Source organism: Acidocella sp., assembly GCF_050253495.1.
GTDB lineage: Bacteria > Pseudomonadota > Alphaproteobacteria > Acetobacterales > Acetobacteraceae > Acidocella.
This window is the reverse complement of record NZ_JBFWIX010000001.1, coordinates 382,775-409,314: the sequence shown is the minus strand read 5'-3', so window position 1 is coordinate 409,314 and position 26,540 is coordinate 382,775. Positions and strand designations below refer to the sequence as shown.

Genomic DNA, 26,540 nt, shown 5'->3' with positions numbered 1-26,540 from the left:
GAATTGGCTTGGGTCCAACCCTACTTTCCGCTTACGGAGTATAGCACGGGTGCATTGCGGGTTTTTAGAAACTCCTCTAGAGCTAAATTTTTCATGGCGGCATAGATATGTAGGTTGCTAATACCTGAAACAGCACCGAGTTTTTCAAGAACAAAAAAGATGGCACCATGATGGATTAAGCCACGCCAGTCTCGTGTCGCGACTAAGCGGCGCTCTTCATCGGTTAAATCTGCTTTTGCCAATATATCGGCCTCGTTATCCAAAAAATCTCTTCGGACATCTTCATTCGTTAGGCTATGTAGAAATTTATTTACGCGGTAGCCTTTTGCGCTGCGTTCCAGATCGTAGGGGTAAGTGCCTGGTAGCACTTCGATACCGGCGAGTTGCTCTGTCATTTTCGCATAATGGCGTGCAATGGATACGTCATTTTGGATATCCGCGTGATTTTCATAGATCGCAGTGGCAATACCCGTCATGGAAGGAAGATAGTAATTACGGCTTGTACAGTTGATTTTGGCTGATAGCGCTCCCCGCATGATTAGCCACATAATCACCTCTGCACCCTCCATGCCGCCTAGCGTTGCATACTCCGCCAGTGTCATGTCGGCTAATATTTCTGGATCATTCTCGATAAGATCCATGAAACGAGAATCCCATTCAGTGTTGTTGAATCCACAGCGTTCACCATGAACCTGATGCGACAAACCTCCCGTTGCAAAGATCACGACCTTCAAATTTTCAGGGTAACTTTCCACGGCACGACGCAATGCTTGCCCCAATTTATAGCAGCGCCGAGCACTAGGTAATGGAAATTGTAGAACACCAACCTGTAAGGGCACGATTTTCAAGGGCCAGCCATGTACAGCGTGAGGCATTAATACGGAAATAGGTGAAAAACATCCATGATCGAGGGGTTTGTCTCTAAATAATGATATATCGAAATCGTCTGCTGAAAGAGAGTACGCGATGTGCCGTGACAATTCAGCATGTCCTGTGATTGGTGGCAGATTCCGTTTGCCACCTCCTTCATCCGCAACATGATAAAGTTCGTCTATTCCTAATGCGAAGGGTGAATAATGATCAAAAAAGAAAGAAGTGATATGATCATTATAAATGATGATCGCCGCATCCGGTTGTTTATCGGCCAACCATGTCTTCAACGGTTCATAGGCCGTGAAAATAGGTGACCAGTCAACCTCATTCTGCTTGTTTGTATCTAACGCATAACCTATCGTGGGAGTATGAGACGTTGCGATTGCACCAATTATTCTAGCCATGTTCCCCTCTATTTTCCTGCGGTGTGAGCGTCTGATCGATGGTGCCAGAAGCGCAACACTTTAAAAGCCAAATGATCACGAATGGCTAATCAAAACTTGATCGCCCCATAAATTATTTCTATTGGCACTGTTATGCAGAGTTTAGATGAGTTGAACCTCCGTCATCTGTTGGCTGCAGTTACCATTTGCGATGTTGGTAGTATTAGCGCTTGTTCTAAGGTGCTTCATCTTTCCCAGCCTGCTATTACCCATGCGCTTCGTAAATTGGAAAAGCAGTTGGGTCATAAATTTTACGAACGCTATAATCAGGGTATGAAACCAACAGCTGCGGGTGAATTATTCTTTCCCTATGTTCAGGATGGATTAAATCGGATTGCAACCGCCATCCAAACTCTGCGGCAAAACAACAAGCTGAAACCTTTCCTGTTTCCGGAGCGCTATGTCAGCTATTCTCAGTTACATGCTTTTCTGGCCGTTTTGGAAGCTGGAAGCTATAGTGGTGCTGCGCGTAAGCTGGGTTTGTCGCAACCTTCCATATATCGGTCTGTCAGAGATCTTGGCCAGTTTCTTGAAATACCGCTTTTTTTGTCGAACCGTGATGGTTTGCTGGTAGGTTCATTTGTTTGGCAGTTCGCTGAACAAATTCAGCTTGCCTTGGCATGTATCCTGTCGGGGTTAGATGAACTTTCTACCTTACAAGATCCTGGTATTGGGCGTATCGCCATCGGCTCTCTCCCCTTGGCTCATTCGGCTTTACTGCCAGGACTGCTTGCACGATTCAGCGATAGGTTTCCAAAAGCAGCAATCACTGTGGCGGAAGGATTATATACTGAATTACTTAGCCAATTGAGGCGCGGAGATATTGATTTTATATTTGGTGCTCTCCGGACGGGTGGTCTTGATCCTAATATCGAGCAAACAAAACTGTTTACGGATGAGCTTTTTGTTGTTGGTCGTTCTAATCATCCCGCGGCCAATATATGTCCGTCACCCAGCATATTGGCTCGGTATCCTTGGGTTGTGGCTAGCGCCAATTCGCCCTCACGGCATGTTTGGGAGGCGTTTTTTCAAGCAGAGGGTCTGGCATTGCCGGTACAGAGTATTGAAACGGGTTCGGTCTTGTTGGCAAGAAATCTGATGTGTAATGGCGACTGGTTGACCCTAATGTCCCCGTATCAGTTTGAGCTGGAAGAAAAACATGGTGTTTTGACCCGCATCGGGCCACCAGTTCCAGGTTCTGCCAGGCCCATTGGCCTCACCATCCGTCAAAACTGGCGTCCGACCTCGTTACAGACAGACTTTCTAAACCTTACGCGTGATTCGGCGTGTTGCCCACCTTAATACAGATCTATCGTCCTTGTGTTTTCAACAGGGCATCGAGCCTTGGAAACACACGCCGAGCATTCGATTGAAAAATTTTGTTTTTGTCAGTATTGTCCAGGGCTAATGCATCTATGTAACGTTTGGTGTCGTCAAAGTAATGCCCGGTCTCAGGGTCAATGCCGCGTACGGCACCGATTACCTCAGACCCAAATAGAATATTTTCGATATCGATGACTCTGGCTAGAAGATCCACGCCAGGTTGGTGATAAACACAGGTGTCGAAGAACACATTTCTCATCACATGTTCGCGTAGGTTTGGCCGCTTCAGCATATCAGCCAATCCTCGGTAACGTCCCCAATGATACGGCACGGCACCACCGCCATGAGGAATGATAAAGCGCAGAGATGGAAAATCCTTGAATAAATTTCCTTGAATAAGCTGCATGAAAGCGATGGTGTCCGCAGCTATGTAATAAGCCCCGGTTGCATGCATGCAGGCATTGCATGATCCGGATACATGAATCATCGCCGGCACATCTAATTCAACCAAAGTTTCATAGAATGGATACCAGCTTTTATCGGTCAAGGGAGGGGCATTGAATGCACCGCCTGATGGGTCTGGATTCAAATTGCAACCAATAAACCCCAACTCATTCACGCAGCGCTTTAACTCTGCAATGGAAGCATCCATGGATGCGTTAGGAAATTGTGGCAGTTGGCAAACGCCAACGAAGTGTTGAGGGTAGAGATCGATGACGCGTTTGATGAGATCGTTGTTTGCCCGAGCCCAATCCTGTGAAGTCCGTTCATTGCCTTCGTGCGGTGCCATGGCCGAGGCGCGTGGGGAGAAAATTGTTATGTCAACACGACGTTCTCGCTGTAACCTGAGCTGGTTTTGTTCGATACTCTCACGAATTTCAGCCTCGCTAATTGATCCTGGCTTCGGCGCTGGTCCTGTGGCCGACGCTACCCAGTCAAGTTGACGTTTGCGGAATTCCTGATGAGGAGCTGGAGCGGTGGTGTAATGACCATGGCAATCGATAACCAGTCTTTTTTTTTCTGAATTAGACATGTTCCCAGTTTTCCACCATATCGGCTGATCGGATGGCGCCTTTGATATAGACCTCACCTTTCATTAACTTACGTGCGGTGCGCAGCAAGGCGGCGCGTTCAACCTTCAGCATTTTCCCCTCTCCGTTTACTTTCATGGAGACGGAAAAAGCCCCCGTCGGATGCTCGATATCCAAGGTTGAACTCTCTTCTATTTGCTTTGTCGACGTCAAACCAGAGGCGATGGAGGCTGGCATCACACAGCCCGTGGCCACGGAAACGGCTCCTAGAACACCGATCGCCTCATGCACGCGATGTGGAATAAAACTGCGTGTGGAGATGAATCCGCCATTTTTGGCGGGAGCCAGTAGTGTCATTTTAGGTACTGTTTTTTTTGTCACGTCACCGAGATTCATGAGCGGTCCAGCGGCAAGCCGAATAAGTTCGATCCGGTGCTTTAATACGTCGTCGGCTTCCAGTTCAGCGGGGGATTCATGTCCTGTCTTGCCAAGGTCGGTTGCGCGGATCAGCACCACCGGCATCCCGTTATCGACGCAGGTAACTTCAACCCCCCCAATCTCATCTGTTACATTGCCCGTAGGCAGCAAGGCGCCGCAACTGGAACCGGCAATATCCAGAAAATCAATCGGAATGGCGGCTGCTGTTCCCGGTACGCCATCAATTCGTGTGAGACCGTCATATTCAACGGTTCCGCCTGGTGTGGGGACATACGCCACCGCCAAGGTTCCTGTATTCACCATATGGATCCTCACGGGCGTGATGTCAGGTTGGGCTTGTATAAACCCGTTTTCCACGGCCCAGGGGCCAACACCTGCGAGGATATTACCACAATTCTGATCGTCACGGACTTCCGCCGTGTCGACCGAAACTTGTAGAAACAGATAATCGATGTCAGCCGCTGGGTGTGTAGGCGGAGAGAGAAGCGCGGCTTTGCTGGTCAATGGATGTGCGCCACCCAGCCCGTCGATTTGCCGTACATCCGGAGATCCCATTGCCGAGAGCAAAACCAGATCACGCATCATCTTGTCCGCCGGCAAGTCGGATGCCGCGAAATATAGCCCCTTCGAGGTTCCCCCCCGCATTAACATAGCCGGAATCGCGCGTTGCACAGTTCAGCCCTCCCGGGCGCTTTTGACATAGCGCAGCCCTTTCTTTGCCAGGCTCTCACGCATTTTATAAAGGTCCAGGCCCAATATGCCGCTGGCTAACTTTTCCCGCTTGGCCGCCTCGCTCTCCTCCCGGGCTCGGGCCTTTTCCAGAACCTCTTTTGCCGTCCGTGCTTTTACCACCACAACGCCGTCGTCATCTGCCACGATAACATCACCAGGATGCACCAGCGTGCCCGCACAGATCACGGGTATGTTTACATTCGCAATGGTTTCCTTCACCGTGCCCTGTGCGTAAATGGCTTTGGACCAGACTGGGAATCCCATTTCCGTGAGTGTCGCGATGTCGCGTACACCTGCGTCGATGACCAGTCCTTTCACACCGCGGGCCCTTAACGAGGTCGCCAGCAGATCGCCAAAATAACCGTCTTCGCATGGGCTGGTCGGGGTAACCACGAGAATATCGCCTGGTTGGCATTGTTCCACAGCGACGTGGATCATCCAATTGTCTCCTGGTGTTACCTCGCATGTCACGGCTGGGCCGGAAATCTGCGCGGGGCGGTAGATTGGGCGCAGATAAGGCGCCATTAAACCAGTTTTCCCTTGCGCTTCATGTATCGTCGCCACGCCAAATGGCCCCAACGCGACCGCCACATCAGCGGTGGCGCGTTCGATTTCAGTTACAACGATTGGCAATTTCCGTTTTCTCCCGCTTCCTGGGCAATACCAGCCTCATGAAAATTCTTCAGAGAAAATCTGCCACGGGAGAGATATGCTTGCCTCATATAAAGTGTAAAATCGCCATAAATTCTTGGTATAGCCTATTCTGTACACTGGGTTCTAACAGGCGAGTTGTTCATTTGGTAAAAGCAGATATTTTTCTCCGGTCGCACGGCGGGCATAGGCTTGAATCACCGGAGGAGACAGCGCCTCCGCCAGCGTGATTTCCTTGCTGTAATGGCTGGCGAAAATATTGGTCAGGTGATCTATCGCACGTGAGCGCAACCGCGCGGCCTCGCTGACGCCGATGCGTTCATAAAACCAGCTCATCAACCATCCCCCGACATTCCATGCCATGCCGAACTGGCCTTCGAAAATTTTGGGTCCCGTATCCAGCGAGCCGTAGATATAAACCTGTTTGGGCACAGGCGAACCATAGCGGCTATACTGTCTTAAACGTCTGCTGAGAACTTGTTCCATTGAAGCCAGAATAACCGAGGCCATGGTGCCACCGCCGATTGCATCGAAGGCAAGGGTGGCGCCGGTTTCTTCCAGTGCCGTGACCAGGCTGGCCTGGAAATCGGCAGAGGAACTGTCCACGACATGGCGTGCTCCTTGCCCGCGCAGCAAATCCGCTTGAGTCGGATTGCGGACGATGTTTACGAGCGGCACGTCATCGGCCAAGCAGAGCCGGTTCAGCATTTGCCCGAGATTCGATGCGGCGGCTGTATGCACGATCGCGTGGTGATTTTCCCGGCGCATCGTCTCGACCATGCCAAGCGCGGTTAGCGGATTGACGAAGGCCCCGGCAGCCTCCTTGATGGAGACGGTCCCCGGAAGCACGAGACATTCCGTCGCTTTGACGGTTCTATATTGTGCATAAGCGCCGCCATTGGCGAGGAAGGCGACTTTGCGCCCCAGCAGATGTTCAGCGCCTTCGCCAGCCTGCATGACGCTGCCCGCCCCTTCATTGCCGATAGGCAGGGCCCGGTTCAAGCGTGAAGCAAGGCTGGTGAGCTTGGAGGGGGGCACAAGTGCGGCGGCACCTGGCAATTTGTCCCCGGGTATGCTCCGCAATGTGGACAAATCCGCGGGCCCCAGCAACAGCCCGATGTCGGATGGATTGAGCGGTGCCGCCTCGACCCGCACGATGATTTCCCCCGGTCCCGGCGGTGGAGCCGTGACTTCCTCGGCGGAAAGCAGCAATTGCCCCTCCTCGGTTATGGTCGAATGCAAAGTAAGGCCGGTGAAGCCTGCCATTTTGTTTCCTGCCTTTATAAAAATCGATTTTAATTAAATATTTGCATATATACTGTCCCGTAAAGTTTTACGCCAGGGGAAATCATCCTTTTTCCGCGCTGGCAAAGATGGTTTGTGCCCAGGGGCAGTCCGGCAGTACGACCGGTGCGCGGATACCGCGTGCCGCCGCGTCCAGCCTCATTGTTTGCAGCTTGGCGCGCGGTTCCGGCTCCATATATAGCCGGTCATGTCCCCACAGGCTTGGCCCGTCGAATGTTTCATGGGGTTGCCATGTGGGAGGATCTATCGTCCGCCCTCCCCAGCCGGTCTCGACGAAAAATCCAGATGGCGTATGGGTATAGTAGGATGTCATATGGTCGTTGGTGTGCCGCCCCAACGTGTAGGCAAGCCGGTTTGTCTCCAAAAGGGCTAAGTCGTAACCTTGGCCCACATCGTCGAGCTGGCAGAACTCCACCATGAAATGATGCACCCCACGCTTGCCGGAACCGACCATGGCAAAGCTATGATGCCGGCCATTGAGATGAAAAAAATACAGTGCATAGGGCGTGAGTCCGTAATCGCTGACATGAAACCCCAGCACATCCCGATAGAAGGGCAGCAAGGCGGTGGCATCCTCCACGTTCAGCACGGCATGCCCCATGCCGAACGGCCCGGTGCGAAAACCCGAAATTGGGCGGCTTGGCCGGAAGGGCGTATCGGCGATGGCCGCGCCATGAAACACCTCCAAAGGATTTCCCGCGGGGTCTAGAAATTGAATCAGTTCCTTGACGTGACGCTCATCCGCCAGAGCGCGCGGTGCGCGGCGTACTGCGATGCCATGCGCCTCCAAGCGCGTGGCCAACCGGTCCAGTGCGGCCGCGCTTGTTGTTTCCCAGCCAATGAATCCCAGCCCCTCCTCTGGGCCGTGTTGTACAATCAGGCGCTGTTTTCGGTCATCCATGCGAAACGCGCGTATCGTTGACGCTTGGTCCACGGCCTGCATGCCAAGTAACCGGGTGGCATAGTCCCCCCATTCATCGAGGCGAGATGAGCGGACCCCGATATATCCCAGAGCGGTTAATTCAGTGAACGGTTCCATTTCGCGCTTCCTTTTATTTCAGGCCGGCTCGGCCATGACCTGATTGCGCAGCACGCCGATTCCACTGATTTCCACCTCCACGACATCGCCCGGTTTCATGAAAAGCGGCGGAGTCCGTTTCAGCCCCACCCCGCCTGGTGTCCCGGAAACAATCACATCCCCCGGCAAAACCGGTAAAATGGTCGAGATATAGGCGATAAGCTGCGGCACTGGCGTGATCATCAATCCGGTTGAACTGCTCTGTACGGTCTCACCATTCAGCCTGGTTGTAAGATGCAGCGTGGCGGGGTCGGGGATTTCGTCGGCCGTGACAAGCCACGGGCCAAACGCACCGGTCCCCGCGAAGGTTTTGCCCGCTAAATACTGGCTGGTGTGCAGCTGCCAGTCGCGGATGCTTCCTTCATTATAACATGAATAGCCAGCGACATATTCCAGAGCCTTCTCCGCTGGAATATGTCGTCCCTCTTTGCCGATCACCACCGCCAGTTCCCCCTCGTAATCCAGCTTGTCTGAAACGATGGGTTTGATCATCGGTTGCAGATGGCCGATCTGGCTCCCCGCAAAACGTCCGAACAGAGCCGGGTTCGGTGTCACGCTCCGACCGGTCTCGGCCACATGGTCGCGGTAATTGAGACCGACACAAATAATCTTGTCCGGGTTTGGAATCACGGGGGCCAGTTGCAGCTCATCCAGTGCGATATCCGGTTCAGTGTCCCGCGCCACGCGGGTGGCTTCGTGCAGCCCGTTCCCCGCCAGCATGTCCCGCAAGGTTGGCCACTTCGTGCCGAACCTGCGTTTCAGATCCACGACGAGACGTCCCTTGACGGCACCATAGCTTAGCCCGTCGGCGTGCATGAATGTGATGAGTTTCATGTTTCACTCCTGATTTTAAAATGAGAACAAGTCAGATGAGGGTACTCAGCGCGTCCAGGTCCTGAACGGAATTCACGGTGCCGAGGACGTACCGGTCAGGGCGTACCAGCACACCCGCCGCTCCCAGCTCTCGCAGCCATGCCTGGGGTTGTGCATCTTCGCCTTCCAGCAACGCAACGTCCCGAGCTTCAAGCCGCGTGCGTAACGCCGCTGGCAATTGTGCTGCCAGGCCCGGTGTCAGCAACGCGGCATATCGGTATCCCGCGGCATCGTCCTGCCAATGTCCATCGTCCAGACATGTTTGACGGGCGATGGTGCGCAGGGGGCCCATCCGCCATTCCGCCGCCACGCCCGCTCCCAATTTTGGCTTGATCGAGCGCATCTTCATCACCTCGCGATCATCCAGGGCGCTTTCGGGGACTGCTCCGGCCATTGCCGTGGTGTTGATGAGCCCGCCAAGCTTTATCGCGAGCTCGATATATTCACGTACATGCGGTATTCGCTCGCTCTGATAGCTGTCGAGCAAGGCCGTATCGTTCAGCCCATGCAGCACCCGCCCCAATTTCCAAGCCAGATTGCCCGCGTCACGCATTCCCGCGCACATGCCCTGGCCAAGAAAAGGCGGTGTGAGATGCGCGGCGTCTCCGGCGATGAGCAACCGTCTATCCCGCCATCGCGCCGCCACGGCGGAACGGAACGTATAAAGCGCGGCACGCTCAATGCGCACATCTTCAGGCTTGACCCAGCGCTTCAGCAAATCCAGCACCGTGCTTGGCTGTATCAGGCGGGCTTCGTCATCGCCTGGCAACACCGCGATCTCCCAACGCCGCCTATCCCCCGTACCGCGAATATAGGTTGCCGGCCGCTGGGTGCTGCAGAATTGTACGGCATGCTCGCCAAGGTCCGGGCATGGGTGGAGCAGCAGCACATCCACCACCAGCCAGCGTTCATTGAACCCCAGATCGTCCAGCGGTTTGCCAATCAGCCGCCGCGCCAGTGAGCGGGCACCGTCACATCCCACCACATAAGCAGCCTTGCAGGTGAAGAGTTTGCCGCTGTTCAGATCCTCATATTGTACAGTCGCGTCTGTCTCGCTCTGTGTAATGGCATAGACCTCGGCGTGATAACGCTGAGTGATCGTGGCGAAACGCGCCAAGCCCGCGCGCAGCAAGGCCTCTAGTTCCGGCTGATGAAATCTGTAACTTTCATGCCAGCCCTGGGGGCCGCGCTCTATTGGGCGCGCCCAGTCGAGCAGCAGGCGCCCCTCATCATCGATAAAGCGCATTCCTGGCACGACGCGCAAAAGTGGTTCCATTTCCTTGGCCAGCCCCGCTGTTTGCAACAGGCGCATCACCTCGGCATCGAACTGCACGGCGCGCGGCAGATGATACGCCGCCGCTTCCCGGTCGAGAATCACGACCCGTATTCCTTGCAGCCCCAGCAAATTGCCGAGCAACGCTCCCACCGGTCCACAGCCGACAATCACCACATCGGCCTCCAGTGAGGAGAGGCAGGTCTTTCTATCGTCGGTCATCTTGTTTCCCCCCAGATGCACCTGGCACCCCATGGCGGTGAAACTTGTGGGTTGAAGGGGCTGGAGGCAAAGTCGTTTTCGAAACTGTCCACTGAACGAACATACGATATGTCACCCAAATCAATTCGTGCCTTCAGCCGTGGCCTTGCTGTTCTCGCGGCTTTGAATCGTCTGGGTAATGCCAGTGTGCTGACCTTGGCGCGTGAAACCGGCATGCCGCGGTCCAGCATCTACCGTCTGTTGCAAACCTTGCTGGATGACGGGTATGTCGGTCGCCGGACCGCCGACGAGCATTTTCATCTGCGCCTGAAGGTGCGCGGTCTATCGGAAGGTTTCGAGGATGAGCATTGGATCGCCGCGGTGGCCAGGCCGGAACTGGTGGCCCTGACTCAACGCATTTCCTGGCCATGCGATGTTTCCACCCTCGAAGGGTTGAAAATGATCATTCACGACACAACCCATCGGCTGGCACCATTATCCATCGACCGCAACATGATTGGGCAGGAATTACCCTTGCTCGGCAGCGCGTCCGGTCTTGCCTATCTCGCTTTCGCGCCGCGGGAGGAACGTGAAACATTGTTGGCCATGCTGGCCCGTTCCAAGAACCCGCAGGATGCCTTGGCCAAAAACGAGGCCCAGACCAGGAAATTGATCTCCGCCACGTGCAAGCGTGGCTACGCGCTACGCCAGGGTGGTGAGATCTGGCCGCATACAGGAGCCGTCGCGCTGCCTGTTTTCGCGGGGGGGAAATTGCTGGGTTGTATCAATGCAATCTGGATGGCCCGGGCCATTAGCGCTCAGGAGGGAGTCGCGCGCTGTTTGGCACCCTTGCGGAAAACCAAGCGCATCATCGAACAAAGGCTTGCCCGGGAAAATGGCGAATCGGTTTGAACTTAAATCGTCTGGGCCACCGATGCTGCCGCATCGCCATGCGTCTTCTGGCATACCCTGATCTCTTCAAATAAGCTCCGGCCCAGAACAGGTGGTTCGATCGATCCAGCCGGTCAGGCCAGTGGCAACGCGTCGGTATGAAGAATGAACATTTACATCATACTGACCTGTTGTTAGGTTGCGTCATCAAGGTCACGGGGTTGGACGGGAACCGCTTATGTTCAAAACACTGCGACAGGGGTTTTCAGGTCGCATGGCGCGCAGGGGCATGGCTCTTTGCGCGTCGCTTCTGTTGTTCAACATCCTTCTCTGGGGCTTGGCGCTGGCGGTGTTTCGTGATCACCCGCTCCTGCTTGGGACTTGCCTTTTGGCTTATGGCTTTGGCTTGCGCCATGCCGTGGATGCCGACCATATCGCCGCCATTGACAATGTCACTCGTAAGCTGATGCAGCAAGGGCAGCGTCCCATTGGGGTGGGGTTGTTCTTTTCCTTGGGGCATTCCAGCATTGTTTTTGGCTTGTCGGCAGCGGTGGCGGCTGTGGCTGGGGCCGTCAAGGGGCGGTTCAATATTCTGCAAAACTGGGGCGGTCTCATTGGCACGTCCATTTCGGCGTTTTTTCTGTTGGCCATCGCGGTTATGAATTTGCTCATCCTGCGTTCCGTCATCGCCACGTTCCGGCGTGTGAAAGCGGGCGGCGCCTATTCGGATGAGGATCTCAACCTCCTGCTCGCCCGGCGTGGCTTTTTTGGCCGTTTGTTTCGGGGATTGTTCGGCATGATCAATCGAAGCTGGCAGATGTATTTCGTGGGTTTTCTGTTCGGGCTTGGGTTCGACACCGCAACCGAGGTCGGTTTGCTCGGCCTTTCCGCCACGGCCGCCACCAAGGGGCTGCCTGTCTGGTCCATCATGCTGTTTCCGGCATTGTTTGCGGCGGGCATGGCGTTGATCGACACGGCCGACTCCATCCTCATGCTCGGCGCTTATGGGTGGGCGTTCATGAAACCCATGCGCAAGCTATTCTATAATATCGTCATCACCTCTGTTTCGGTGCTGGTGGCTGTCTGCGTCGGTGGGTTGGAGGCGTTGGGGTTGGTCCAGGCCCAATATAATCTTTCGGGCTGGTTTTGGGACAAGGTGGCCCTGCTCAGCGGCGATTCCGTGTTCGGCGTGCTGGGCTACGCCATTATCGGTATTTTTGTTTTGGCCTGGATCTTTTCGGTTTCCGTTTACCGGCTGAAACGTTACGATGAAATTCCGGTTGTCTTGACGGATTAAAACTTCATCGCGGTCAACCATCCTTGTTCTGGCCAAGGGGCGGAATATACGGCAAATTGACCCCGACATGTCCGCTGAGCTGAATATCTTCGATGGGCGCATCGTCATGCGGGGGGCGCTGACGGCGCGCGAACTCGGCCCGCTTTGGGAGCGGGCCGTTCGGGCCAGTGCCGCGGCGGCTGGAGCACGGCTCATCCTCGATTTGTCCGCGGTCCAACGGTTGGACAGTTCCGGTGCCGCGTTGCTGCTGGAAATGGAACGCCGCCATGGCGGCGAGGTGGACATTGCTGGCGCTGACGATGCGGCACGGTCGTTATTGGCGCAATTACGCGCGGTGGCACGCCCTCCGGAACCTTCTCCCGTTTCCCCCCGTGGGAAAACGGCTGGTCTCCCAGGTTTTATAAAGAATTGGCGCACCCGGATCGCCTTTTTCGGTGAAACCCTGCTGTCATTCATCGCGTTGCCCGCCAATCTGCGCTTGCTCCGCCGGTCGGATTTTGCCGCGATCGCGGACCGTGCCGGGATGCGGGCGCTGTTTCTCGTTCTGGCGCTTGGTTATCTGATCGGCATGATCCTGGCTTTTCAGTCCGCCGTGCCCATGCGTCAGTTCGGCGCGGATTTGTATGTCGCGGATCTTGTGACCATCGCGCTATGCCGGGAACTGGGGCCGCTTTTGGTGGCGGTGATCCTGGCCGGGCGCACCGGCTCCGCCTATGCGGCGGAGCTTGGCACCATGCGGGTGAATGATGAAATTTCCGCGCTGGTCACCATGGGCATCAACCCCACGGTGATGCTGGTACTTCCGCGCATCGCCGCGGCGATGCTGGTGATGCCGGCCCTGACCGTGGCGATGGATGCATCGGGGCTGGCGGGCATGGCGTCGGTCCTGGCGGCATTCGGTTATCCATTGTCGGCCATCACATCGCATATCGCCATCCTGACCGCGCCGGGGGATTTTTTGCAGGGCTTGGCCAAGGGGGTGGTGTTCGCCGCCGCGGTCGCGCTCATCGGCTGCCGGGCGGGGCTCACCGCCAGTGGCGGCCCGCGCGCGGTGGGGCAGGCCGCCACCGCGGCGGTGGTGGGCGGTATCGTCGCCACGGTGGTGCTGGATGGGCTGTTTGCCATTATTCTCTACAGGCTGCATCTGTGAGCGGGCTGATCCAGGTCCAGGGCGCCACGCAAATCTTCGGGTCCCGCACCATTTTCCGCGATGTCAGCTTTGACATCCAGAAGGGGGAGGTCTTCGTCATTCTCGGTGGTTCCGGCTGTGGCAAATCCACCTTGTTGAAACAGATGATTGCCCTGCTGCCGCCCACGGCGGGGGACATTACCGTGGCTGGCCATAGCGTGACCCATCAAGCGGCGGCGGTCCGGCGCCAGATCGGGGTGATGTTTCAGTCTGGCGCGCTGTTTGGTTCGATGACCTTGCTGGAGAATGTCTCCTTGCCGCTATCCGTGTTCACGGATCTACCCGCCGCCGCCTGCCAGGAGGTGGCGCGGCTGAAACTAGGATTGGTCGGGCTGGGGGATGCGGTGCGGCGCCTGCCTTCGGAAATTTCCGGCGGCATGATCAAGCGCGCCGCCATTGCGCGTGCCCTGGCGCTGGACCCGCCGGTTCTCATGCTGGACGAACCCTCCGCCGGTCTGGACCCCGTTACGTCCGCCGGTCTGGATAAGCTGATCCTTGGCCTGCGTGATACGCTGGGCACCACATGCGTGGTGGTGACGCATGAGCTGCCCTCGATCATGGCCATCGCCGACCGCTGCGCCATGCTGGATGCCCAGGCGCAAGGACTGATCGCGCTGGGCAGTCCGCATGAGCTGATGAAGGATTCCACCCACCCGATGGTTCGGGCTTTTTTTCACCGGGAGACACTGTGATGGAGCTGAATGCGGCGAGCTTTCGCGTTGGCGCCTTCGTGCTGGCGGGTATTGCCTGTCTGGTGGCGTTGTTTCTCTTTCTCTCCGGCGGGCTGTTTCAGGGCGGCACCCTCTATGAGAGTTATTTCAGCGAGTCGGTGCAGGGTCTGTCGGTCGGGACCGCGGTAAAATATCGCGGTGTGCCTGTCGGCAACGTCACCTATCTTGGTCTCGCCGCCATGGATTATGCGCCGGATATCCGGTCGATCGAAAATGATCACCAATATCGCCAGATCGTGGTCCGGTTCAGGTTGAATTTCAAAAAAGTCGGAGAAGTCGATATCGAAAAAGCCGTTCGCGCGGGCCTGCGCGCGCAGATTAAGCCGCAAGGCATCACCGGCCTCTCTTATATCGATCTCAGCTTCGTGAATCCGAAAACCTATCCGCCGGAAGCCGTCCCCTGGCATCCCGACGATCCGGTCATTCCCGCGATCCCAAGTACTTTAACCCAGGTGCAGGACGTGGCGGAAAAAATATTCAGCTCCCTTGGTCAGGTCGACATCGCGAAGATGAGCGATAATCTAAGTCAGCTTCTCGCCACATTGAATGACGAGGTCAGCAGCGGAGACGCGCATAAGGCCCTGGCCAATGCCGATGAGCTGTTGAGCACCCTCAATCAGGCCCTGAAGCAGAGCAACCTGCCCGCCACCACCGCCAGCATCCGCAATCTGGCGGGCGGCAAGCAGACGGAGCAAATTCTGGCGCAGCTCAACCAGACGACGGCGCAACTAGCCAAGATCAGCTCCCAGCTTCCCGCTCTGCTTTCAGCCTCTCAGGCGGCGGTGAATCAGGCAAGCGAGACAACGGCGGATGTGCAGGGGCAGCTCCTGCCCATTCTGCAATCGATGAAAGCCACCATGGATAATCTGCGTGACTTCTCTTCCACGCTTTCCACCAATCCAAGTCAGGTGATTTGGGGCGCGCCTCCCCCGCCTCCGGCCCAGGAAGGAAGTAAATAAATGCCGTATCGCCGTTTTATCCTGGCCGCGCCGCTAGGTCTTGTGGCCTGTAGCTCATTGCTGCCACGGCAGAAATATGTTCCCCGCACCATCTGGCCCTTGCAGCCGCCTCCGTCGGGAAATGGTGCCACCATGAGCACGGGGCCGGTGCTGCTGGTGCGTGGCATTACCGCGGGGCCGGGGTTGGAGCGGCGCGGATTGCAAAGCTTGCTGACAGGGGGCGATCTGAAGATCGATTATTATAATCTGTGGGCTGTTCCTCCGGCGGATGCGGTCACACAAGGGCTGGTGAGCTGGGCGCAGGCTAGCGGGCTGTTCTCCGCCGTGGTCACGCCCGGCACGCGGTTGACGCCGGGGCTCATCGTCGAGGGTGAGTTAACGGAGCTTCTGACAGACATACCCGCCCGTCAGGCCCGCGCGGCGATGAGCCTTTTGGTGATCAAGCCCGCTGGCAATTTAGGTGGTTTCGCGCAGCCTTTGGGACAGGTGAAGCTGACCGCCGCCCAGCCCGTGCACGGCACGGGTGCCGCGGCGCAGGCTGCGGCGCAGACCCAGGCCGTTGCCAGCCTGTTGGCGCAGGCCATGGCGCGGCTGGCGGGTTATGCGTCACGATGAAAGGCTAATCTCCTATCCAGTCCGCTTTGTAGAGCTTGGCGCCCGGTGGTGGGATAAAGCGCTTGTCGGCCTGGGCTTCGGCCAAGCGCAGAGCGTTCAGTGAGATGATCAAGGCCAGAACATTCATCATGCCCGGCGGGATCCATTGGATCAGCCCGCCGAGCAGTTGATCGTCGGCGGGGGAAATGGCCGGGAAGAGCCGTCCACAAAGCTCATAGAACGAGAACAAGTCCGTATGGCTTAGCGCGATAAAGGCGCCGATGGCGATTTGTGGAAACATCACGAAAAATCCGGTGCCTGCCCTGGCGAGATAGGAATAGCGGCAAGGTGGTTTGGGGCGAGGGTCCAGCGCCACCATCCAGAACAGAACACCCCCCGCGAGGCAGGACAGGTTCATGAACGCATATAAGGCGGGGTCGATCATCGCCGCGAAATGCACCGGCGGTAGCAGCCAGATATCGGATGTGACGAGAAACACCGCCATCGCCGCCAACGGATGAGAGAGAGGTCTTACCCATCGCCATATTGCCCGGGCGGTCCGGTTGACCCAGTCTGGCGCCCCCGCCGCCAGCACCGCTCCCGGCCAGGAAATACCCGCGCAGAACGGCGCAATCATGCCTAGAGTCACCGCCTGCACACGGTTCAGAAAGAACATATGCTGGGCGAGATACTCAAAATGTGTCTGCAGCACGAACCAAACGCCGAGTACACCGGCCAGGAAGAAGCCTTGCCTCGGCTTGCCCGGCCGCATATCCGCCGCAAGGCGGCGCAGGCCTCGCCAATACCAGAATAACAGCAGCAGGCATCCCGCGAATATCAGCGGATTGAACACAAAGGGCAGAAGAAACGGCAACCGCGCGGGTATGAAATAGCATCCTCCCCCCACCACAAGCGTGAGGAGAAGGAGGCGGATTTCAGCCATTCAGCCTGTCCATGGGGACACCGGACAGGGCGCGGCTGGTGCGGATTGTCTGCAATGTCTGCACCCGCGCCACATGCGCGGCATTGGTCAGGCGTTGGGTGAGTTGATTTTCATGCGCCGCGTCGCGCGCCACCAGTTTCAGCAGAAAATCCCCGCCGCCGCGAATCATGTGGCATTCCCGCACTTCAGGCCAAGTGGCGACCAGCGCCTCGAAAGCTTCCAGCACCGCGAGCTTCTGGCTTTCCAGCCCCACGATCACGAAAAACGCGATCTGCCAGCCAAGCTTATGCCCGTCCGTTTCGGCATGATAGCCCTTGATATAGCCGGCTTCTTCCAGCCGTCGCACACGGCGCAGGCAGGGCGGGGGCGAGATTCCCGCCCGGCGGGCCAGTTCCACATTCGTCATGCGCCCATCTTCCTGCAATTCCGAAAGGATCTTGCGGTCGATCTCGTCCAGCACAAGCAGCTCGGTCTCAGTCTGCATACAATCACCAAGGTCGTTTGGCGCAATATAATTGCGTAAAATCATTTGGCCATGGGCAATATCATGCAGATTGCCGCTTTACCGCCGGATCGTGCGCAAGATGCTGCTTTCAAGGTAAAAAATCGGTGCTTCTTCCGTTGACGCCGGCCTGCCCGGTGTTGTCTCTCAACGGTATGTTCGATGTCGCGGTTGTGGGGGCCGGGGTGGTGGGTTGCGCGGTGGCGCGGCGTTTCGCCCTGGGCGGGGCGAAAACGGTGCTGCTGGAAAAAGGGGCCGATATTCTCTCCGGCGCCAGCAAGGGTAACAGCGCCATCCTGCATACGGGGTTCGACGCGCCGCCGGACAGTCTGGAGCTTGCCTGCATGCGGTCCGGATACCGGGAATATCTCACCATCCGCGACAGTCTGGGCTTGCCGCTGCTGGAAAGCGGGGCAATGGTGCTGGCTTGGGACGATGAGCAGGTGGCGCGGCTGCCCGGCATCGTAGAGGCCGCGCACGGCAACGGGGTGGAGGATGTGCGGGCCGTCGAGCGCGTGGAGATTCTGGCGCGCGAACCGCATCTGTCTCCAGCGGTGAAGGCGGGCGTGCTGGTGCCGCGGGAATTCCTCATCGACCCCTGGAGCGCACCTTTGGCCTATGTGCTGCAAGCCATTGCGGCGGGGGCGCGGGTACGGCGGAATATCGAGGTGCTGGGTGGGGAATTCTCCGGCGGGCGCTGGGAGTTGCGGACCAGCGAGGGGGCGATTGAGGCCACAACCATCGTCAATTGCGCCGGGCTGTTCGGGGATGCGCTGGAAAAGGCGTTGCTGGGTGGAGCTTCCTTCACCATCAAGCCACGCAAGGGGCAGTTCGTGGTATATGACAAGCAAGCCGTGAAGCTGCTGCGCCATATCATCCTGCCGGTGCCGGGCGAGCATACCAAGGGCATTGTGGTGACGCCGACCATTTTCGGCAATGTGCTGGTCGGTCCCACGGCGGAGGAACAGGAGAGCCGCACCGATGCGGGCACGGACCATGGCACGCTGGAGATGCTGAAGGCCAGAGGCGAGGAGATTTTGCCCGATTTGGCGCAGATGGGGGTGAATGCGATTTATGCCGGCATCCGTCCGGCGACGGAGCGGAAGCATTACCGCGCGCGGCACGAACCGGAACGGAACTATATCGGGCTGAACGGTATCCGCTCCACGGGTCTGACCGCCGCCCTGGGCTTGGCCTTGCATGCCTGGGAACTGCATGGCGGTGGTGCGGAGGAGCAGGCCGCTCCGGCCATTTCCGGTGTGCCGCGCCTGGCCGAATGCGCGTTGCGCGACTGGCAAACGGAGGCTCACGGAGAGATCGTCTGCCATTGTGAGATGGTGACCCGCCAGGAGATTGAGGCGGCGTTGCAAGGCCCGCTGCCCGCTGGGGATTTCGGGGGTTTGCGCCGCCGCACCCGCGCGGGGATGGGCCGATGCCAGGGGTTTTACTGCCATGCCAGCTTGGCGGTGCTGAGCGCGGGTAAGTTGCAGGAGCCGCTGGCCCATGATTGAGGCGATGATGGATGTGGCGATCGTCGGCGGCGGGCCATCCGGTATCGCGGCGGCGCTGCGGTTGAAGGCGCGCGGTGTTCCACGTGTAACAATTCTGGAGCGCGAGGAGATTCTGGGCGGTGTGCCGCGCCATTGCGCGCATCCGCCTTTTGGGATGCGGGAATTTGGCCGTGTTCTTTCCGGCCCCGCCTATGCCCGGCGCTTGGCGGAAGCGGCGCGGGCGGCGGGGGTGGAGATTTTGCCGCGTCATGGCGTGGTGGCGCTGAAGCCGGATGGGAGGCTGGAGGTTGCGCTGCCGGATGGGAGGCGGGAGATTCAGGCCCGGCGGGTGTTGCTGGCCACCGGGGCACGGGAGATGTCGCGTGCCGCGCGGCTGGTGGGGGGAGCACGGCCCATCGGCGTGTTGAATACCGGCGCCTTGCAGGCTTATGTGAATATGCAGGGACTGGTGCCGTTCCGCCGCCCTGTGGTGGTGGGCACTGAGCTCGTGGCGCTTTCCGCCCTTTCCACCTGCCGGCATCACGGCATCCGTCCGGTGGCGATGGTGGAGGAAAATGCCCGTCCCACGGCGCGCTGGCCGCTTTCGCTTTATCCGAAGCTGGCGCGTGTGCCCTTGCACCTGAATACGACAATCGAGCGGATTGACGGAATGCCCAGGGTGGAGCGGGTGGTGCTGTCCACGGGGCAAAGCCTCGCATGCGACGGCGTGCTGTTCACAGGCAGGTTCTTGCCGGAGGCGAGCTTGGTGCAATCCAGCCATTTATCCTTCGATCCCGGTACGCGCGGTCCGGTTGTGGACCAGTATGGACGTTGCTCCGACACGGCCTATTTCGCGGCGGGGAATGTGCTGCGGCCGGTCGAGACGGCGGGGTGGAGTTTCCGGGAAGGCGTGACGATCGGCGATTATATCGCCGATGATCTTTCCGGTGGGCTGCCGAGCCTGGAAGGCAGTCTGGACGTGTCGGCGGGGGAGAACGTGAAATTCGTGATGCCGCAGCGTCTGGCGCATGTGGCGCCCTTGAGGGGGCGGCTGCAATTGCGGGTGGCGGCATCGGTGCAAGGGCAGTTGCGGGTGCGGGCGGGTGAGGCCGTGCTGTACCGCCGCCGGGTGGACGCACTGCCGGAGCGGCGGATCTTGATCAATCTGGATGGGGTGAAGACGCCGCCGGACGATGCGCGGCTGGTTGTGGAAATCATCAAGTGAGGATTGCCGGGCTCGATCAGGGCACGACCAGCACGCGTATTCTGTTGCTGGAGGATGGCGCGGCGCGGATCGCTCAAAGCGTGAGGCACCGGCAGATCTATCCACGCCCGGGCTGGGTGGAACATGACCCGGAGGAGTTGCTGGAGAATTTACGTGTCTGTCTGGCGGCTGCGGAAGGAGTAACGGCGATTGGCCTCGCCAATCAAGGAGAGAGTTGCCTAGCCTGGGACGCGTTGACGGGCAGGGCGATTTCCCCGGTGATCGTCTGGCAGGATAACCGCACGGCGGCAGAGGTGGCGGCGCTCGTGGAGCATGGCCCGGACGTGATGGCGCGTGCCGGGTTGCCGCTGGATGCATATTTCTCCGCCAGCAAATTAGGCTGGATCATGCGTAACATTCCCGAGGCTGGGCGGGCATTGCGGGAAAATCGGTTGCGGCTGGGCACCACGGATGCGTTTTTTCTAGACCGTTTGGCGGGGGTGTTCGCCACGGATGTCACCACGGCCTCGCGGACTAGCCTGATGAATCTGGAAACCGGGCGGTGGGATGAAACATTGTGCCGCATTTTCGGCGTGCCGATGGAGGCGCTGCCCGAAATCAGGCCGTCCCAGGGCGATTTTGGCGAGATTGGCGGTATATCCGTGCGGGCCGCGATGGTGGACCAGCAAGCCGCGCTGTATGGCCATGGCTGCCGTGCCAGGGGAGATGCGAAGATCACTTTCGGCACGGGGGCGTTCGCTTTGACGGTGACGGGAGAGGAGATCATTCGCGCTCCGGAACGGGGCTTGCTGCCCACATTGGCCTGGGAGGCCAATGGAGCGCGTAGTTATGCCGTGGATGGTGGGGTGTACGATGCCGGGTCCGCCGTGGAATGGGCGAAGCGGATCGGGTTATTCACCGATTTGTCCGAGTTGGCGGTGTTCGAGGCCGCGCCGGCGATTTCGCGGGGGATTGCCTTCGTGCCCGCCTTGTCCGGACTTGCCTGCCCGCATTGGGATCGTTCTGGCGCCGGGCTGTTTATCGGCATGGGGACCGGGACCACGAAGCAGGATATGGCTCAGGCCGTGCTGGAGGGCATAGCCCTGCGCACCGCCGAGGTTGTGGAGGCGATGAGCGCCCTGGTGCCGATCCATGATCGCATCTCGGTGGATGGCGGCCTGACCCGCAGCCCGTATTTCCTTGAATTTTTAGCGAATGTTTTGGAGCGTGAGATCGCTTGCCCGGCTTTCGATGAATTGACGGCCTTTGGCGTGGCATCCATGGCCGCGGGGCGGGAGATGGCAAGACCTGGGGGCATCAGAAGCATCTCCCCGGCTGAGGGCCCGGCACGGGAATGGCGAGGGCGTTTCGAGGATGCCGTGGCCCGTGCCAAGGGCTGGCGGTGACTCGCCATCATGCCGGAGACTCTTCATAGTGAAGGCATGGATGCTGAGCATGATCCTCGTCTTATGCGGTTATTCAGGGTGTTGCCCAGCACTGTCCGTCATTCTTATGAGTGGCTGATCCGCCCGCAGGCTAAATGGGTGCGCATCCCCGTGGGGGTGGCCTTGATGCTGGGCGGTATTTTCAGCTTTCTGCCGGTATTGGGTATCTGGATGTTGCCCCTGGGGGCCATTCTGGTGGGGGAAGACATTCCGCCCATCCGCCGCGCCACCCTGCATGGGCTGGGGTGGGTTCAGAAAAAATGGGATCATTGGCAGGCGTGGCGGACAAGCCGTAAATCCAAGACAAAGCCCTGAAAATCCATTGCGGCGCGCGGTGGGCGGTTACAGCTTATCTCCGATAAACAAAACGGAGGACAGCATGGAAGCGGCCATTATCACCGGCGCGGCGGATGGAATCGGGCTGGCCACGGCCAGGTTGTTTGCCGCGCGGGGATGGCGCGTCGCGCTGCTGGATGTGCGGGCGGAAGCGGTGGAGGCCCATGCGGCGGCATTGGGGGTGGAGCATCTCGGGGTGAGGTGCGATGTGGCGTGCGAGGCCGATGTGCTGGCGGCCATCGAGGCGGTGGCGGCGCGGTTCGGGCGGATCGATGCGTTGGTGAACAATGCCGGGATCGGCACGCCGCATATTCCGACTTTGGAGCAGGGTTTGGAAGGGTTTGAGCAGGCGCTGCGGGTACATCTCTCCGGTACGTTCTTGATGTCTCGCGAGGCGGGGCGGGCGATGCTGGCGCAGGGCGGCGGCGCGATTGTGAATCTCAGCTCCATCGCCGGGGTCACGGGGCTGCCACGCCGCAATGCCTATGGCGCGGCGAAGGCGGGAGTTATTTCCATGACGCGTTCCATGGCCTGCGAATGGGCGGGCAAGGGCGTGCGGGTGAACGCGGTGGCGCCGGGTTTTACCGCGACATCCCTGGTGCAAAAGCTGGAGCGGGACGGCTCCATCGACATCAAGCGGCTGCGGGGGAGGATTCCGATGGGAAGGCTGGCGCGGCCGGAGGAGATCGCGGAGACGATTGTTTTTCTGTGCCTGCCGGCGGCCTCTTATGTGACAGGCGCCGTGTTGAGCGTGGATGGCGGCTGGGCGGCGTTTGGGGATGCCGGGCTGGCCCAAGAGGCTGGGGTATAAAGAGGCTGGGGTATAAAGAGGCGGGGGTATGAAAAGGGCCGCGCGGAACGCGGCCCTTTGCTGAGGATCAGGCGACGATCTCGATTTCGGCGAAGAAGAAGGAAATCTCGTTCGCGGCGGCTTCCGGGCTGTCGGAGCCATGCACGGAGTTGGCTTCGATGGATTCCGCGAACTCGGCGCGGATGGTGCCGGCGGCGGCGTTGGCCGGGTTGGTGGCGCCCATGATATCGCGGTTCTTGGCGATGGCGTTCTCACCATAGAGAACCTGCGCCACGACCGGGCCGGAGATCATGAAGGACACCAGGTCGTTGAAGAAGGGGCGGGCGGAGTGCACGGCATAGAACGCCTCGGCCTGGGCCTTGGTGAGGTGCAGGCGCTTGGTGGCCGCGATCATCAGGCCATTCTCTTCGAACTTGGCGTTGATCTTGCCGGTGAGGTTACGGCGGGTGGCGTCCGGCTTGATGATGGACAAGGTGCGTTCGATGGCCATGGTCTATTGCTTTCCTGTGGATGTTGCGGGCGCAATAGCCGGGCAGCCCAGGCTGGGCAAGCCCTGGCGGCTTATATACAGAAAGACGCATGAGTGTCCTGCGCCTTGAAGACCTTTCTTATTCCATTGCCGGCCGTCCGCTGCTGGAGCATGCGGAGCTGCTGCTGGACGAGGGCAGGCATGTCGGCCTGATCGGGCGCAATGGGGCGGGGAAATCCACGCTGTTGAAACTGGTGGCCGGGGAGATCAGACCGGATGGCGGTAAGATCCTGCTCGGGAACCGGGTGCGGCTGGGTTATGTGGCGCAGGAGGCGCCGGGCGGCGATATTACGCCGCTGGATGTGGTGCTGGCCGCCGATACCGAGCGCGCGGCGCTGCTGCGGGCCGCGGAGCATCCGGAAACGCCCGGTGAGCGTCTGGCGGAAATTCATGAGCGGCTGCTGGCGATCCGGGCGGATTCAGCGCCCGCGCGGGCGGCCTCCATTCTGGCGGGGTTGGGGTTCAACGAGGCATGGCAGGCCAGGCCGATGAGCAGCTATTCCGGCGGCTGGCGGATGCGCGTGGCGCTGGCGGCGGTACTGTTTTCCGAGCCCGATCTGCTGCTGTTGGACGAACCGACGAACCATCTGGACCTGGAAGCAACGCTTTGGCTGGAAGGCTATTTGCAGAAATTCCCCGGCGCCATTCTGCTGGTGAGTCATGACCGCCAGCTTCTGGATAGGGCCGTGGAGGCGATTGTGCATCTGGATGGCGGCAAGCTGAGCATGACGCCGGGTGGGTTCGCGGAGTTTGTGCGAATCAAGACCGAGCGCGCCTTGCAGCAGGCCAGGGCGGCGGAGCGTGTGGCGGCACAGCGGGCGCATATGCAGGCCTTCGTGGATCGTTTCCGCGCCAAGGCCAGCAAGGCTCGGCAGGCGCAGAGCCGGCTGAAGGCGCTTGAGCGGATGCCGCAGTTCGATGCGGTGGTGGAAGCGCAGGCGACGCAATTTTCCTTCCCCTCACCGGAGGAACTGCCGCCGCCGATGCTCCAGCTTGAGGGCGTTGATATTGGCTATGACGGCAAGGCGGTGCTGTCGGGTGTGAGCCTGCGGATTGATATGGAAGACCGGATTGCCCTGCTGGGGCAGAACGGCAACGGCAAATCCACCTTGGCGAAGCTGCTGGCAGGAAGGCTTGCGGCCATGCGGGGGCGGGAGTTCCGGGTAAAGGGGCTGCGCGTGGGGTATTTCGCCCAGCATCAGGAGGATGATCTGGTGCTGACGGATACGCCCTATGACCATCTGGCGCGGGCCTTGCCGCGGGCGCTGCCTGCCCAGGTGCGTGCCCAGGCGGCGCGGTTTGGACTGGATGCGGACAGGGTGAACACGCCGGTGGGGCAGATGTCCGGTGGGGAGAAGGCGCGGCTGCTGCTGGCCTTGGCCACGCGGGATGCGCCGCATCTGTTGATTCTCGACGAACCGACGAACCATCTGGACATTGATGCCCGCGATGCGCTGATCAAGGCGCTGACGGATTTCGAGGGGGCGGTGGTGCTGATTTCGCACGATCCGTATCTGGTGGAGCTGGCTGCCGACAGGCTGGTGCTGGTGGCGAATGGGAAGGCCACGCCCTTCGAGGGCGATCTGGCCGCCTATGCCGCGACCATGAGCGAGCGCGCGGCCCCCGCCCAGGCCAGGAAGGTTGAGGAAAAGAAGAACGACAAGGCCGCGCGGGCCGAGGCGCGTGCCAAGCTGGCGCCGTTGCAGAAAGCGGCCAGGGCGGCGGAGACCGCGCTGAACAAGCTGACGGCAGAGAAGGAGATGCTGGAGGCGAAGCTGGCGGATGAGGGGATTTACACCCCGGCCAAGGCGGCGGCGTTGAACCAGATCACGCTGCGGCTGGGCGTGTTGAAAAACGAGATCGAAACCGCCGAACTGGCATGGCTGGAAGCGGCTGAGGCGTTGGAAGCCGCGGACTGATCACGCCACCACAAGCTGCACGCGATTTTGTTCCAAGGCCCTGCGCAGTTCGTTGGGCGGCGGTGCGTCGGTCACCAAGAGATCCACCTGAGGCCAGCTTGCGAAACGCGTGGCGAAGAGCAGATTGAATTTACCGTGGTCGGCGGTGACGACGCATTTCGCCGCGCGGCCAAGCATCGCGATGTTCACGGCGGCAATTTCGGGCAGCGCGTCGCTGGCGCCGTCCGTGGTCAGGCCGCTAGCGCCCAGGATCACATAGTCCGCGTACAGGCTTTGCAGAAACACAATGGCATGGCCACCGGTCGTGCTGGCTTCGCCGGAATGGTAGAGGCCGGGGATCATCATCACCTTGATCGAATGATTGCTGCTGAGTGCCGCCGCGACGCCATATGAATGGGTGACAACCATGATGTCATTGAGTTTGGCGGCGATCTGATGCGCGACATGCGTTGCCGTCGACCCGCTGCCGATCAGCAGGATCCGGGCATCGGCAACCTGTTCGACAGCCGCCATCGCGATACGCTGGCGTTCGCGCAGGCGCAGCGCTTGCCGTTCGGACACGTTGGGTTCGGTATTCAAGGGCCGCACCGCGCCGCCATAGGTACGGTTGAGCAATCCAGCGCGGGTCAGCTCATCGAAGTCCCGCCGGATTGTTTCAGTCGATACATGCAATTCATTTGCGAGTTCGGCGACCCTGAGGCTGGGGGCAGTGCTGAGCGCCGCTAAGATTTTTGCCTGCCGTTCCCGCTTCTCTTGCCTCATTCATGTACCCGTCTAGATTGAAGGCGAGTATGATTGCTGAGACGAAATTATGCAAATACCCTATTTGCAACAATTTTTCAGAAGGAACGCGGAATTGATTCCATAATAGAGACAATTCGCCGCGCCGGGTGGGTTTTCAGGCGTATTTCAGAATGAAAAATCCAGCGATGAGCAGAATGGCAAAGAGGCTGGTGATCAGCCCGAGACGGTTTTCGATGAAATTCCGTGCCGACTCTCCAAAGAACCGTAACAGTAACGCTTCCAGGAAGAATCGACCGCCGCGTGTGATCAGGCTCAGCCCCATGAAGGCCCAGAAATTGAAACCGGCGGCGCCCGCCGCGATGGTGACAATTTTATAAGGGATCGGCGTCAACCCCTTGATGAGGATGATGGCGGCTCCATATTCGGCGAATTTATGCCGAAACGCCGCGAAGGCGGCATCGTAATGATAAAAATGAATGATGGGCTGCGCCAGCTTTGCAAACAAAGCATAGCCGATGCCATACCCGACGGCGCCACCAAGCACGCTGCCAAGCGTCGCCAGCAGCGCAAAGAAGAATGCCCGCCGTGGCGCCGCCAGTGCCATGGGAATCAGCAGCACGTCCGGCGGCAGGGGAAAGAAGCTGGCTTCCGCCATCGCCAGCAGGAACAGCCATAGAGGTGCCGAGGGTTTCGCGCTCAGGCTCAGCACCCGGTCATAGAGACGGCGCAGCATCG

Annotated in this window: 26 protein-coding genes; 13 read left to right on the top strand and 13 right to left on the bottom strand. The window is 58.9% G+C overall.

The features are described 5' to 3' along the window. Positions 1-20 precede the first annotated feature (20 nt). Complete coding sequence (locus AB7D48_RS01955; protein WP_427975607.1) at positions 21-1,277, bottom strand: gallate dioxygenase; 1,257 nt, start codon at positions 1,275-1,277, stop codon at positions 21-23. A 132-nt stretch (positions 1,278-1,409) separates the two neighbouring features. Between AB7D48_RS01955 and AB7D48_RS01950 the strand changes: the two genes are divergently transcribed. Then, positions 1,410-2,618 carry a LysR substrate-binding domain-containing protein gene (locus AB7D48_RS01950; protein WP_427975605.1) on the top strand — a complete coding sequence of 403 codons (1,209 nt, stop codon included), beginning with the start codon at positions 1,410-1,412 and terminating at the stop codon, positions 2,616-2,618. 7 nt (positions 2,619-2,625) lie between these two features. Here the strand turns inward: AB7D48_RS01950 and AB7D48_RS01945 are convergent, their stop codons facing one another. From AB7D48_RS01945 to AB7D48_RS01915, 7 genes are all read right to left on the bottom strand, one after another. Beyond that, a complete protein-coding gene (locus AB7D48_RS01945) occupies positions 2,626-3,672 on the bottom strand; it encodes an amidohydrolase family protein (protein ID WP_427975603.1) in 1,047 nt (348 codons plus the stop codon). Next, positions 3,665-4,759, bottom strand: a complete 1,095-nt coding sequence (locus AB7D48_RS01940; RefSeq protein WP_427975663.1) for a 4-oxalomesaconate tautomerase — start codon at positions 4,757-4,759, stop codon at positions 3,665-3,667. The genes AB7D48_RS01945 and AB7D48_RS01940 overlap by 8 nt, the downstream gene beginning before the upstream one ends. A gap of 24 nt (positions 4,760-4,783) precedes the next feature. Further along, positions 4,784-5,473, bottom strand: coding sequence for a 4-carboxy-4-hydroxy-2-oxoadipate aldolase/oxaloacetate decarboxylase (locus AB7D48_RS01935; RefSeq protein WP_427975601.1), 690 nt, complete (start codon positions 5,471-5,473; stop codon positions 4,784-4,786). Between the two features lie 144 nt (positions 5,474-5,617). Continuing rightward, positions 5,618-6,757, bottom strand: a complete 1,140-nt coding sequence (locus AB7D48_RS01930) for a zinc-binding dehydrogenase (protein WP_427975599.1) — start codon at positions 6,755-6,757, stop codon at positions 5,618-5,620. Between the two features lie 82 nt (positions 6,758-6,839). Next, a complete protein-coding gene (locus AB7D48_RS01925; protein ID WP_427975597.1) occupies positions 6,840-7,835 on the bottom strand; it encodes a VOC family protein in 996 nt (331 codons plus the stop codon). Between the two features lie 18 nt (positions 7,836-7,853). Beyond that, positions 7,854-8,708, bottom strand: a complete 855-nt coding sequence (locus AB7D48_RS01920; RefSeq protein ID WP_427975595.1) for a fumarylacetoacetate hydrolase family protein — start codon at positions 8,706-8,708, stop codon at positions 7,854-7,856. Positions 8,709-8,739: 31 nt separating this feature from the next. After that, a complete protein-coding gene (locus AB7D48_RS01915; RefSeq protein WP_427975593.1) occupies positions 8,740-10,242 on the bottom strand; it encodes a bifunctional 3-(3-hydroxy-phenyl)propionate/3-hydroxycinnamic acid hydroxylase in 1,503 nt (500 codons plus the stop codon). 108 nt (positions 10,243-10,350) lie between these two features. On the opposite strand from AB7D48_RS01915, the gene AB7D48_RS01910 reads away from it, so the two are divergent. From AB7D48_RS01910 to AB7D48_RS01885, 6 genes are all read left to right on the top strand, one after another. Next, positions 10,351-11,133 carry a helix-turn-helix domain-containing protein gene (locus AB7D48_RS01910; protein WP_427975591.1) on the top strand — a complete coding sequence of 261 codons (783 nt, stop codon included), beginning with the start codon at positions 10,351-10,353 and terminating at the stop codon, positions 11,131-11,133. A 253-nt stretch (positions 11,134-11,386) separates the two neighbouring features. Continuing rightward, positions 11,387-12,409 carry a HoxN/HupN/NixA family nickel/cobalt transporter gene (locus AB7D48_RS01905; protein ID WP_427975590.1) on the top strand — a complete coding sequence of 341 codons (1,023 nt, stop codon included), beginning with the start codon at positions 11,387-11,389 and terminating at the stop codon, positions 12,407-12,409. A gap of 67 nt (positions 12,410-12,476) precedes the next feature. Further along, the gene (locus AB7D48_RS01900) at positions 12,477-13,559 is read left to right on the top strand and encodes an ABC transporter permease (RefSeq protein WP_427975588.1); all 1,083 of its coding nucleotides are present in this window, start codon (positions 12,477-12,479) and stop codon (positions 13,557-13,559) included. Beyond that, on the top strand, positions 13,556-14,290 hold the full coding sequence (locus AB7D48_RS01895) for an ABC transporter ATP-binding protein (protein WP_427975586.1): 735 nt from the start codon (positions 13,556-13,558) through the stop codon (positions 14,288-14,290). The genes AB7D48_RS01900 and AB7D48_RS01895 overlap by 4 nt, the downstream gene beginning before the upstream one ends. Next, entirely contained in the window at positions 14,290-15,288 is a 999-nt protein-coding gene (locus tag AB7D48_RS01890; RefSeq protein ID WP_427975584.1) for an MlaD family protein, read from the top strand. The genes AB7D48_RS01895 and AB7D48_RS01890 overlap by 1 nt, the downstream gene beginning before the upstream one ends. Next, positions 15,289-15,903, top strand: coding sequence for an ABC-type transport auxiliary lipoprotein family protein (locus AB7D48_RS01885; protein WP_427975582.1), 615 nt, complete (start codon positions 15,289-15,291; stop codon positions 15,901-15,903). Between the two features lie 4 nt (positions 15,904-15,907). On the opposite strand, the gene AB7D48_RS01880 is transcribed toward AB7D48_RS01885, so the two are convergent. Both AB7D48_RS01880 and AB7D48_RS01875 read right to left on the bottom strand, forming a co-directional pair. Next, positions 15,908-16,825 carry a cytochrome c oxidase assembly protein gene (locus AB7D48_RS01880; RefSeq protein WP_427975580.1) on the bottom strand — a complete coding sequence of 306 codons (918 nt, stop codon included), beginning with the start codon at positions 16,823-16,825 and terminating at the stop codon, positions 15,908-15,910. Then, complete coding sequence (locus tag AB7D48_RS01875) at positions 16,818-17,309, bottom strand: Lrp/AsnC family transcriptional regulator (protein ID WP_427975578.1); 492 nt, start codon at positions 17,307-17,309, stop codon at positions 16,818-16,820. Before AB7D48_RS01875 ends, AB7D48_RS01880 begins: the two co-directional genes overlap by 8 nt. Before the next feature lie 125 nt (positions 17,310-17,434). Between AB7D48_RS01875 and AB7D48_RS01870 the strand changes: the two genes are divergently transcribed. The 5 genes from AB7D48_RS01870 to AB7D48_RS01850 all read left to right on the top strand — a co-directional run bounded on the left by AB7D48_RS01870 (position 17,435) and on the right by AB7D48_RS01850 (position 22,613). Next, positions 17,435-18,838 carry an NAD(P)/FAD-dependent oxidoreductase gene (locus AB7D48_RS01870; RefSeq protein ID WP_427975576.1) on the top strand — a complete coding sequence of 468 codons (1,404 nt, stop codon included), beginning with the start codon at positions 17,435-17,437 and terminating at the stop codon, positions 18,836-18,838. Further along, positions 18,831-20,042 (top strand): NAD(P)/FAD-dependent oxidoreductase, encoded by a 1,212-nt coding sequence (locus tag AB7D48_RS01865; protein WP_427975574.1) that lies wholly within the window; start codon positions 18,831-18,833, stop codon positions 20,040-20,042. Before AB7D48_RS01870 ends, AB7D48_RS01865 begins: the two co-directional genes overlap by 8 nt. Continuing rightward, complete coding sequence (locus tag AB7D48_RS01860; RefSeq protein WP_427975572.1) at positions 20,039-21,427, top strand: FGGY family carbohydrate kinase; 1,389 nt, start codon at positions 20,039-20,041, stop codon at positions 21,425-21,427. The genes AB7D48_RS01865 and AB7D48_RS01860 overlap by 4 nt, the downstream gene beginning before the upstream one ends. A gap of 9 nt (positions 21,428-21,436) precedes the next feature. Beyond that, complete coding sequence (locus tag AB7D48_RS01855; protein WP_427975570.1) at positions 21,437-21,781, top strand: hypothetical protein; 345 nt, start codon at positions 21,437-21,439, stop codon at positions 21,779-21,781. A 64-nt stretch (positions 21,782-21,845) separates the two neighbouring features. Next, positions 21,846-22,613, top strand: coding sequence for an SDR family NAD(P)-dependent oxidoreductase (locus tag AB7D48_RS01850; RefSeq protein WP_427975568.1), 768 nt, complete (start codon positions 21,846-21,848; stop codon positions 22,611-22,613). Positions 22,614-22,680: 67 nt separating this feature from the next. Here the strand turns inward: AB7D48_RS01850 and ndk are convergent, their stop codons facing one another. Continuing rightward, positions 22,681-23,103 carry a nucleoside-diphosphate kinase gene (ndk, locus tag AB7D48_RS01845; RefSeq protein WP_427975566.1) on the bottom strand — a complete coding sequence of 141 codons (423 nt, stop codon included), beginning with the start codon at positions 23,101-23,103 and terminating at the stop codon, positions 22,681-22,683. An 89-nt stretch (positions 23,104-23,192) separates the two neighbouring features. Here ndk and AB7D48_RS01840 point away from each other — a divergent pair, with 89 nt between their 5' ends. Then, positions 23,193-25,061, top strand: a complete 1,869-nt coding sequence (locus tag AB7D48_RS01840; protein ID WP_427975564.1) for an ABC-F family ATP-binding cassette domain-containing protein — start codon at positions 23,193-23,195, stop codon at positions 25,059-25,061. Here the strand turns inward: AB7D48_RS01840 and AB7D48_RS01835 are convergent, their stop codons facing one another. Both AB7D48_RS01835 and AB7D48_RS01830 read right to left on the bottom strand, forming a co-directional pair. After that, on the bottom strand, positions 25,062-25,823 hold the full coding sequence (locus tag AB7D48_RS01835) for a DeoR/GlpR family DNA-binding transcription regulator (protein WP_427975562.1): 762 nt from the start codon (positions 25,821-25,823) through the stop codon (positions 25,062-25,064). A 136-nt stretch (positions 25,824-25,959) separates the two neighbouring features. Then, positions 25,960-26,538 (bottom strand): YqaA family protein, encoded by a 579-nt coding sequence (locus AB7D48_RS01830; protein WP_427975560.1) that lies wholly within the window; start codon positions 26,536-26,538, stop codon positions 25,960-25,962. Positions 26,539-26,540 lie beyond the last annotated feature (2 nt).